At 44.9% G+C, this 9,823-nt stretch carries 10 protein-coding genes and 3 tRNA genes; 5 read left to right on the plus strand and 8 right to left on the minus strand.

The window, feature by feature from the left end; translation table 11 throughout:
* The 3 genes from A3729_RS10080 to A3729_RS10090 form a co-directional block, all read left to right on the plus strand.
* Positions 1–497 (plus strand): transposase (locus A3729_RS10080; protein ID WP_197475757.1); only part of this gene is annotated, 497 nt, incomplete at its 5' end.
* A gap of 414 nt (positions 498–911) precedes the next feature.
* The gene (locus tag A3729_RS10085; RefSeq protein WP_068515794.1) at positions 912–1,913 is read left to right on the plus strand and encodes an NAD(P)-dependent alcohol dehydrogenase; all 1,002 of its coding nucleotides are present in this window, start codon (positions 912–914) and stop codon (positions 1,911–1,913) included.
* 9 nt (positions 1,914–1,922) lie between these two features.
* Positions 1,923–2,351: a thioesterase family protein gene (locus A3729_RS10090; protein ID WP_068514211.1), complete on the plus strand. Its 429-nt coding sequence runs from the start codon at positions 1,923–1,925 to the stop codon at positions 2,349–2,351.
* Positions 2,352–2,597: 246 nt separating this feature from the next.
* On the opposite strand, the gene A3729_RS10095 is transcribed toward A3729_RS10090, so the two are convergent.
* The 8 genes from A3729_RS10095 to A3729_RS10130 all read right to left on the minus strand — a co-directional run bounded on the left by A3729_RS10095 (position 2,598) and on the right by A3729_RS10130 (position 8,277).
* Positions 2,598–2,684 (minus strand) — tRNA-Leu (locus A3729_RS10095).
* Between the two features lie 39 nt (positions 2,685–2,723).
* Positions 2,724–2,797, minus strand: a tRNA-Cys gene (locus A3729_RS10100).
* A 295-nt stretch (positions 2,798–3,092) separates the two neighbouring features.
* A tRNA-Gly gene (locus tag A3729_RS10105) sits at positions 3,093–3,168 on the minus strand.
* 202 nt (positions 3,169–3,370) lie between these two features.
* The gene (gene pgsA, locus A3729_RS10110; RefSeq protein WP_068515797.1) at positions 3,371–3,922 is read right to left on the minus strand and encodes a CDP-diacylglycerol--glycerol-3-phosphate 3-phosphatidyltransferase; all 552 of its coding nucleotides are present in this window, start codon (positions 3,920–3,922) and stop codon (positions 3,371–3,373) included.
* Positions 3,923–3,954: 32 nt separating this feature from the next.
* A complete protein-coding gene (gene uvrC, locus A3729_RS10115) occupies positions 3,955–5,835 on the minus strand; it encodes an excinuclease ABC subunit UvrC (RefSeq protein ID WP_068515799.1) in 1,881 nt (626 codons plus the stop codon).
* Positions 5,816–6,454 carry a UvrY/SirA/GacA family response regulator transcription factor gene (gene uvrY / locus A3729_RS10120; protein WP_068515802.1) on the minus strand — a complete coding sequence of 213 codons (639 nt, stop codon included), beginning with the start codon at positions 6,452–6,454 and terminating at the stop codon, positions 5,816–5,818. The genes uvrC and uvrY overlap by 20 nt, the downstream gene beginning before the upstream one ends.
* 51 nt (positions 6,455–6,505) lie before the next feature.
* Positions 6,506–6,997 carry a hypothetical protein gene (locus A3729_RS10125; protein WP_068633771.1) on the minus strand — a complete coding sequence of 164 codons (492 nt, stop codon included), beginning with the start codon at positions 6,995–6,997 and terminating at the stop codon, positions 6,506–6,508.
* A gap of 128 nt (positions 6,998–7,125) precedes the next feature.
* Entirely contained in the window at positions 7,126–8,277 is a 1,152-nt protein-coding gene (locus A3729_RS10130) for a hypothetical protein (protein WP_082882078.1), read from the minus strand.
* Positions 8,278–8,531: 254 nt separating this feature from the next.
* Between A3729_RS10130 and lexA the strand changes: the two genes are divergently transcribed.
* Positions 8,532–9,143, plus strand: a complete 612-nt coding sequence (gene lexA, locus A3729_RS10135) for a transcriptional repressor LexA (RefSeq protein WP_068511122.1) — start codon at positions 8,532–8,534, stop codon at positions 9,141–9,143.
* Complete coding sequence (locus A3729_RS10140) at positions 9,140–9,652, plus strand: cell division inhibitor SulA (protein WP_068633773.1); 513 nt, start codon at positions 9,140–9,142, stop codon at positions 9,650–9,652. The genes lexA and A3729_RS10140 overlap by 4 nt, the downstream gene beginning before the upstream one ends.
* The last annotated feature ends 171 nt before the right edge of the window (positions 9,653–9,823 follow it).

The raw sequence follows: 9,823 nt of genomic DNA on the forward strand, positions 1-9,823 counted from the left end.
TTCGGTATGAACTCAAAACCCCGTATCGCAATGGCACAACCCATGTGATCTTCGAACCCATGGACTTCATGGCCAAGCTGGCTGCACTGGTACCCAAGCCGCGCGTCAACCTCACCCGATTCCACGGAGTCTTCGCACCGAACAGCAAACACCGTGTTCAGGTCACACCGGCTAAACGCGGAAAAAAGCCTGACAAACTAGAAGCAGCCGATACTGACTGGCTCGATAAGACCCCTGAAGAGCGGCACCATGCCATGACATGGATGCAGCGACTTAAGCGAGTCTTCAATATTGATATTGAGGTTTGCGAGCACTGTGGAGGGCATGTCAAAGTGATTGCCAGCATTGAGGATCCGGACATAATCGAGCAGATTCTTAAACATCTCAAACAGAAGGCGGCCAAAGCCGATACTAACCATCACACCCAGCCGCCAGAGCGAGCCCCACCACTGACTCCCAGCCTGTTCGGCCCATCGCAGACTCGTTTATTTAATTGACGCTCCTAAGCTCTCAATCCATGTACTGTCAGCCTTTGCGGCAGGCCGGTGGGGCAACTGTCGGCTAAAGATCCATTCGCCAGGCACTTTTCGGTCAAATCGACCAAAATACGACCTTCTTTGGGCGCTGTGAAGCTAAATTCCGGGGCTTAGGCAATAAAAATGAGCGGCAATTTCGGGTATGCTACTTCATCCGAAGGGTGAAAAGGTGCTTTAAACGTCCTATACGCCTCAATTCGCCTTCAACGTGCCGGTAGCCGTACAAAATCGAAGCGGCAAAGGTGTGTGGCAAGTAAAAGGCGTCATGCTATTCATTTTTATCACTGACTTTTTGATAATGATGCTGAATGCTTTGCTGTCAGCTATCTATTTCTTTTAGACTACTCTATCGACAAGGCTTAGGAGACTTCTACCATGATTAAAGCATATGCAGCGTTTGAAGCAGGTGGTGAACTAAAACCATTCGAATACGATCCTGGTGATTTACCAGACGACCAAGTTGAAATTGCCGTCGAGCACTGCGGCATTTGCCACAGTGACCTAAGCATGCTCAACAACGAATGGGGAATGACCCAATACCCTTTTGTGCCCGGGCATGAGGTGATCGGCAAAGTGAACGCCATCGGTAAGCGCGTTAAGTCGATTCAAATTGGACAGACTGTCGGCTTAGGCTGGCACTCTGGCTACTGCATGAGCTGCTCGTCCTGCCATAGCGGCGACCATAACCTTTGCGCTTCAGCCCAAGGAACCATCATCGGTCATCACGGCGGATTTGCTGACAAGGTACGCGCGGAAGAAAGTAGCGTCGTTGCCTTACCCGAGGGTTTTGAAGAGCCTTCAGCCGCCCCTTTGTTTTGTGCTGGCGTGACCGTTTTCAATCCACTTGTTGAATACAACATTAAACCCATCGACACCGTTGGCGTCATTGGGATTGGTGGACTAGGCCACTTAGCCCTACAGTTTTTACGTGCCTGGGGCTGTGAAGTCTGGGCCTTTACCTCATCTGAAGCTAAAAAAGCTGAAGCCCTAGAGCTTGGTGCGCACTATACCGTTGACTCCAAAAACCCTGACGAACTCAACGCTCTGGCCGGCAAGTTTGACTTGGTCTTATCCACCGTTAATGTGAAACTCAAATGGAACCAATACGTCAATACACTCGCCCCCAAGGGCAAGCTACATTTTGTCGGTGCGACACTTGAGCCTTTAGATCTTAACGTATTTTCATTGATGGCCGGTCAACGCTCAGTGTCTAGCTCTCCTGTTGGGAGTCCGCAAGCACTGCGCAATATGTTGTCATTTGCAAAGCGACACGACATTAAACCCAAGGTTGAGCACTTCAAGTTCGACCAAGTCAATGAAGCGATAGCCAGACTTGAGAGTGGCAAGGCGCATTACCGAATTGTCTTAAGCAAATAGGAAATTAGAATGTCCAAAGTTAGTATCGATTTCCCGGATTACGCTCACTTCTCGATGTCGCAATCAGTTCGGATACAGGACGTAAATTACCGTAAGCACCTCGGCCATGACAAATTAGTCTCGATGATTCATGAAGCCAGGGCTGCTTTTTTTGAATCGATAGGTATATGTGAACTTGAAGACAGCGCTCAAGGCTACATTCTGGCAGACCTGCAAGTCATGTATATCGACGAGGCTTTTTTTGGTGATGAATTGGTATTTGATATTGCTGTCACGGAGGTGTCGAATAGAAGCTGCCAAATGCTCTACCGAGTCAGCAAAGCCACAGATGACAAAGATAAGCCAAAAATCATTACCTTGGCAAAGACCGGTGTGGTTTTCTATGACTATGAGCAAAGAAAGGCAATTTCAGTGCCGCAGAGTATTGTAGTGTTCTAATTTCTGCATCAGTTAATTTTCCAGGTAATCGACGTCTCTGCATAAGGGGTAACTCCTAAATCGAACTGAGAATTACCCCCAATTTACCCCCTAATAAAAATATGCAAGGGGTAAAGCATGACTGAATCTGACGCAATTGACCGGATATGAACGTACCTGAAAGGCGACAACCTACGCTAAGCCACTGTAAATATTGGACTTTGACAGTACTTGACTGTAATTGAATGAATCTGACTGAAATGAGTATGGTGCCCGGGGCCGGAATCGAACCGGCACGTCCCGAAGGACGACAGATTTTAAGTCTGTTGCGTCTACCAATTTCGCCACCCGGGCTTTGGGGGCTTTTACATTTAACACCAAAGGGATGCTAAATGGAGGCGCGAGCCGGAGTCGAACCGGCCTACGTGGATTTGCAATCCAGTGCATAACCGCTTTGCTATCGCGCCTTTAAACTTGTACTAAACAAGAGCTTCAAATTCTACCATAGGATTGCAGCAATCCAGTGCACTCTTGTTAATCGGGCAGAGCCCTAAGCGCTTTGCTATCGCGCCTTTAAACTTGTACTAAACAAGAGCTTCAAATTCTACCGTAGGATTGCAGCAATCCAGTGCACTCTTGTTAATCGGGCAGAGCCCTAAGCGCTTTGCTATCGCGCCTTTAAACTACACCGTAAACTATATCGATAAATCTTTATAGTCCACTAACAAAAAACCTCGGATAAATCCGAGGTTTTTTAGAATTTGGAGCGGGAAACGAGATTCGAACTCGCGACCCCAACCTTGGCAAGGTTGTGCTCTACCAGCTGAGCTATTCCCGCAGATCACTTCATATTTCATTGCAACACTCTAGTAAAAAACAACTTTGCGTTGCCTGTGTTGCTGAAGTGGCGCATATATTAACGGATTCGATTTAAGAGTCAAGCAATGTTTAAGAGAATAATTCACTTTTTTTCAGCTATCTATTTTCCGAGAAGCAGATCGATTATTTTTTATACCAAAGCAGTAATACTTACTCCGCTTCTAACTCTCTTCAGAGAATAAGTGCTCCCACGATGCTGTGAGATATTGGTACATTGACCATAGCGTAAGAATCGATGCGAAGTATATAAGGCCAATCCCAGACCAATAAAACCAGTCAGATTCAGGGCCTAGCAACAACAGCATAATGGAGCCCATCTGGCACATAGTTTTTAGCTTACCGATGAACGACACCGCAACATTATCACGTTTGCCCTGCTCTGCCATCCACTCTCGCAAGGCTGAAACGACAATTTCACGCCCAATAATAATCATCGCTGGAATCGTCACCCAGACAGAGTAATAGCTTTCGATTATCACCGCCAAGGACATTGCCACCATCAGTTTATCTGCGACTGGATCAAGAAAAGCACCAAAGGGTGTAGTCTGGTTCCACTTTCTTGCCAGGTAGCCATCAAGATAATCCGTACAACCTGCAATAAAAAATAACGCTGCAGCTAAGATGGCACTCGATTCTATCGGCAAGTAATACGCTACGACAAAAACCGGAATAAGAACAATTCTGGAAACGGTAAGGATATTTGGTAAATTCATGAAAACTTCTAGCTGCCTTAGTAATACTTTATTTACGAGCTATGGAGCGTCAAATAGATATGCTCTGCCAAACTCGTGCTAATTCCTGATACTTTTGCTATTTCTTCGGTCGACGCCTTTTTGATATTCGAGACGCTACCAAAATACTGCAGCAACGCTTTTCGCCTCTTAGCCCCTACCCCTTCAATATTCTCTAACGTTGATTGACGCCTTGCCTTATCTCTACGATTCCGGTGCCCGGTAATCGCAAAGCGGTGGGCTTCGTCCCGTATTTGCTGAATTAAATGCAACCCCGGATTATCAGAAGCACAGTCTATCGTTTTTAAGTGGCCAGCCTTTTCAGGTATTAGCAATGTTTCAAAGCCGGGTTTACGCGTAACACCCTTGGCAACGCCAATTACATTAAGATCTGACAAGTTTAACCTGTCGAAGACCTCAAGTGCCAGATTTAGTTGACCTTTGCCACCATCAATTAAAATCAGGTCTGGTCGTTTATCGGGGTTATCTTTCAATGCCTTGTAGCGCCTTTCCAGTGTCTGACGCATTGCAGCGTAGTCATCCCCTCCGGTAATACCTTCAATATTATAGGTCCGATAGTCCGACTTCATTGGCCCCGCCTCATTAAAGACAACACAGGAGCCCACTGTTTTTTCACCTGAGCTGTGGCTAATATCAAAGCACTCCATGCGTTTGGGTCGATCCTCAAGCTGCAGTAGTTCCGCCAGAGCATCGAACTTATGAAACATGTTTTCTTTATTAGCCAAGTGCGTTTGCAGGGCATTTTCTGCATTCGTGCTCGCTAGCTTAAGCCATTGCGCCTTTAATTGTTTCACCTTGGTAGAGATTTTCACCTTCTTACCAACTACCTGCTCGATGGCTTCGGTAATCAATGCCTGATTACTCAATGATTCGTTTAGAACAATCTCTCCCGGAATATCTCTAGACTCATTCTGGCCAATATAATATTGCTCGACAAAGCTCGACAGCATTTCATTATTGCTCATCTCCAGAGACAACTTGGGGAAGTAGTTCTTATGGCCAAGAATTCGCCCGTTACGCACATAAAGCATTGATGCTACAACCGAGCCGCCTTTTGCTACGAGTACAACTACATCCAGGCTCTGCGTCCCACCCTCGGCAGACTGGCTTTCCTGAACATGTCGAAGATGCTCAATCTGATCTCTTATCTCTGCGGCCTCTTCGAACTTAAGCTCTATAGAAGCCTGCTCCATTTGCGAAATAAGCCTACGGATTAATTCAGGACTCTTTCCCTGCAGAAACATCTCAACACTTTTAACATCTTCCAGGTACTCTTCGTGACTAACCAAACCGACACACGGAGCTTTGCAGCGTTTTATCTGATACTGAAGACAAGGGCGAGAGCGGTTGTTGTAATAGCTATCATGACATTGGCGAACCTTGAAGATTTTCTCAAGCATGTTCAGGCTTTCTTTTACTGAACCAGAGCTTGGAAAGGGCCCGAAATAACGTCCAACCTTCCCTTTGCTACGCGCCCTTTTCATGGATAATGAAGGGTATTCTTTATCGCTTGCCAAATAGATATAGGGGTAAGACTTATCATCTCGCAAGAGAATATTGTACGGGGGCTTAAGGGTCTTTATCTGATTCTGTTCTAGAATCAGCGCTTCTGTCTCGCTACGGGTTAGCGTGACTTCTATTTTAGCGATTTTGCTGACTAGCGATTGAGTCTTAAGAGACAAACCCTGACGAGCAAAATAACTGGAAACACGTTTTTTGAGATGCTTTGCCTTACCAACATACAGTATGCTTCCGTCACTACCATACATACGGTAGACTCCCGGACTTGTAGTCAATCCAGATAAAAAGCTTTTAGAGTCAAATGAGGAAGATTCTGAGAAGGATTCTTGCAGATCAATTGGGTCGGTCGACATCTAACAAACCATTTCGCACAGCAAGCAAGGTCAATTCAACATCACTGGTGATATCCAGCTTTTCAAATATCCGATAGCGATAACTATTTACTGTCTTTGGGCTCAGACAAAGCTTGTCTGATATGCTCTGAACTTTCTGGCAATCCATAATCATCGTGGCAATCTGCAGTTCTCGCTCAGACAAACTGTCAAAAGGAGACGAGTTCGCTTTACCTAAGGCCATAGCCTGTGCAATATCAGGGCTAATATAACGCTCGCCGCTATGAACTTGCTTGATTGCCTTGATCATCTCAGAAATATGGCTGTTCTTCGAAACATATGCCGAAGCACCCGATTCTAAAACGTGGCTTGGGTAAGGATCATCAATACAAGCTGTTACAACTACGACTTTTGTTTGCTCATTTTGACGCTTTAGCCTTCGTGTTGCCTCTAGCCCACCAATGCCGGGCATTTTGAGGTCCATCAAGACAACGTCAGGGGAATGTTCGCGCGCTTTGCTTAAAGCATCTTCACCAGAAGATGCTTCACCGACTACCTCAATCGCACCGTCATCAAGCAACATACGCGCAATACCTGCACGAATCAGATCATGATCATCAACGACTAAGACTTTTATCAAAATAAATCACCCGCGAAAGCAACTAGAATTGTTAGACAATGAACGCGGAGATTATACAGCAATGCTTGTTAGTTTTGGTGACGAATTCAAGGTTTTCATCTTAAACCCCTGAGAATCAAGCCATTGAGAAGCTTCAAATTCACTCAAGCATACCGACGTTGCATAGGGGTGCTTAACCTTGAATATTTCTTCGAACTGATAGAGCAAGTGACTTCGGTTATTGCTACTAAATACAACAGCAATAGCCTTCATTCCTTTAATATAAGACCAAGCATTAAGCGCCTTTAGTGTTTCGATTTGAAACGACTCGGATAGAAGCATATCCATGCCCTTCAAGTTGATCACACAAGCCCACTCTCGGGTAAAATAGCGGTGAACCAAGCGTTTGTAACTAGCGACATAGTCTAAGGTATTCCCCTCATTCCATGTTCCAAGCATATCGATCGTCAAGATATCGTGCTTTGCATCGATCACAAAATTGGTTGTCTCTACGCGGCTCCCGCCTTCAGCGCTAGAACTCGGAGATGAGATAAAAGTAGACATGGCATTTCTCAACATTCAATTACAATTTACACAGCACTTAACAAAAGTGTATGTCATCACAGCAATATAGCGAGCTTTACCAACAAAAAAACATAAATAAATTTAAGTTAGACATAAAATCACTAATTTTAGAAGTACTTCACTAACTCCAACTCTAAATAATCTTCGTCTCTAAGGCCGTAGGTTTTCAATTGATTGTCACTTTCGGCGCCGTGAAACACGCGCGCCTCAATATTCAATTTAAGATCACTCGCCAAACGCTTATTCGCCTCGAATGAAAACATTATTTCCTCAGTACGCGGATCAACTATAAAGCCAGTTAGGATTTCAGAAGAGTCTTCATCATTAAAGGCATAACGCCATCCGGCAAAAATATCTCGTTCAAAAGCGTGAGTTGCGCGCTCTTTACGGTCATCAAACATATATTCCAATACCCACCCCAGATCAGCAGAGCTTTCGAAAATACCGACTTGAGTATATTCGAAGCCAAATACTGCGGCGCTATATCTGCTGTCAAAGCCAGAATTGGTTATCCCCTCAAACTTTAATAGCCAGGAGTCATAAATATACTGTAGTTCAATACCTGTCTGGTCAATCACTGAATAGTAAGGAATGAGCTTAGCGACAACACCGTTAACAACCGAACCACCATAATTAGCTTCTCGACTAGTGCCCGAGAAGTGCGACAATGCAAATTCAAGCTCACCAATGTAATGAGAATATCTGATCGCAACATCGTTGCGCCATTCTTTAGCGCCAGATTCGTAAAACGCTTCATCATTGCTTACAGTCACGGGGGTAGCCGACAAGCGACCATCTTCACCAACAAAGGTTCTTTCGCGAAAGTAAGGTAGCCAGAAAAGATCTACCGTTCCCCAGTCTCGTTCAAGTGAAAACTTAAGCATCGCCTGACCGAGTTTGTCTTCGCCATCAGGGTTTTCGACGCTGTCACTTTGATTAACGATATCAACGAGGTGCATAGACTCAGTGACACCCCAAAACACCTTTCCGACACCCGCCTGCAACTCCCAAGAATCACCGTAGTAGGTCCAGAGCGCTTCGCGTAAATCGAAATGTGTTCGCTCATCGTCTTCAAAGTCATAGCGACCAAATACCTTGGCTACAAACTCTCCTTGACCTAATGATGTATCGAATTCTATCTGCCCACTTAGCGAGCTTTGAAATTGACTCTGGCCGGCCAAACCCTCTTCCACAAAAGTACGTGTCTGAAAACCTAATTCACCTTCAACACTCGCGCTGGCATTACCACTACTAAGCACTAAAGCACTCGTAAGAAGCAATGTAGAAGTTTTGTGGAAGATAGAATTTATTTTTGTTGTCGATAGATTCAAGTTTTCGCCCGCCTTTAACTGTGCATTTTCGATACATCATGCATCGGTAAAAAATGGCTTTCAATAAAATATATGGAAAAGTTCTTTCCAAAACATTTACAAAACGCATTTTACTGTATACATTTACAGTTACTGGTTATTCACACAGATAAATATTAACTCAACCTAACGGACTACATGGCATGCTAAAGCTCACCAAGAGACAAAGCGAAGTATTGCAGCTCATCAAACAAAATATTGATGAAACAGGCTACCCACCTACTCGCGCGGAGATAGCTTTGGCACTTGGCTTTCGCTCTGCCAATGCAGCAGAAGACCATATTAAGGCACTAGCCAAGAAAGGGGCGATCGAGATTGTTCCCGGAGCCAGCCGTGGCATTCGCTTACCACAAAGCGATATTCCCGAGGGTTTACCGATTGTTGGTCAAGTCGCTGCTGGTAACCCGATTTTAGGTGAGGAAAATATCGAAGACTACTGCACACTTGCGCCAGAGTTTTTCTCTCCTTCTGCTGACTACTTATTACGCGTCAGAGGTGAAAGCATGAAGGACATCGGCATACTCGACGGAGATTTGCTTGCAGTCCATAAAACCGAAACAGCTCGAAATGGGCAAATCGTCGTTGCCAGAGTGGGCGAAGAAGTAACGGTTAAACGTCTCAATAAAAACAAACACATCGTTGAGCTTATTGCCGAAAATGAAGAGTTTGATCCCATCGTGATCGATCTGAGAGAACAAGATGTAGTAATTGAAGGCCTGGGCGTAGGCGTTATCCGTAAGGAGGGTATCCAATGAAGCAGCTATCTATTTATGAGTCAGACTATCTTGACGACCTGAATACTATTAACCAATTTGGCCAAAGCCCGGTACAGCTAACTTACCCTGCTCAGCCTTTAAGTTCTTCAACTTCTGGCGCCTCTCTAAGCAACGAGCAGACTGAGCATGTCGCAGCAAATGTCACGGAAATTATCATCGCTAAAGATAAGGCTGACAGCATTCAAATGGTTCTTCCTATGCTGAGCCAGTTAAATCAGGAGCAACGCTGGCTTGCCTGGATTGACCCGCCTATTCAACTGCTCAAAAAGTGGCAAGAACAACACCAGGGGCTTGCAATGGAAGAAATTATGATTCTTCGATCGTCTGAGTCTATATCAGCCATTGAGTTAAGCAAACGCGCACTTGAAGCAGGCACCTGCCACGCAGTAATTGCCTGGACAAACTCCCTATCAAATGAAGAGTTTGACTCGCTTGAGGAGGCATCTGCAAAAGGAAATAGCCATGGAATAGTACTACGTTCCAGATAATCACCTTTGTACGCAACATATAAAGTTTTCTACTCGTTTTCTGTTAGTCGCTAGCCCTCGCACTTAGTGACCACTATTAAAGTTTCAAGGATCGAAACTTATTTTTCTCAAGCCAATACTATAAGACCTATAAGAAGATTTTCCGTCACAGCAATTATCCCATTATTTAGC

The sequence above is a fragment of the Oleiphilus sp. HI0043 genome, from assembly GCF_001634935.1.

What these genes read in the sequence shown, in the direction of transcription:
- A3729_RS10085 (WP_068515794.1), top strand. Translation starts at nt 912, where the DNA reads ATGATTAAAGCATATGCAGCGTTTGAAGCAGGTGGTGAACTAAAACCA.
- A3729_RS10140 (WP_068633773.1), top strand. Translation starts at nt 9,140, where the DNA reads ATGAAGCAGCTATCTATTTATGAGTCAGACTATCTTGACGACCTGAAT.
- lexA (WP_068511122.1), top strand. Translation starts at nt 8,532, where the DNA reads ATGCTAAAGCTCACCAAGAGACAAAGCGAAGTATTGCAGCTCATCAAA.
- uvrC (WP_068515799.1), bottom strand. Translation starts at nt 5,835, where the DNA reads ATGTCGACCGACCCAATTGATCTGCAAGAATCCTTCTCAGAATCTTCC.
- pgsA (WP_068515797.1), bottom strand. Translation starts at nt 3,922, where the DNA reads ATGAATTTACCAAATATCCTTACCGTTTCCAGAATTGTTCTTATTCCG.
- A3729_RS10090 (WP_068514211.1), top strand. Translation starts at nt 1,923, where the DNA reads ATGTCCAAAGTTAGTATCGATTTCCCGGATTACGCTCACTTCTCGATG.
- A3729_RS10125 (WP_068633771.1), bottom strand. Translation starts at nt 6,997, where the DNA reads ATGTCTACTTTTATCTCATCTCCGAGTTCTAGCGCTGAAGGCGGGAGC.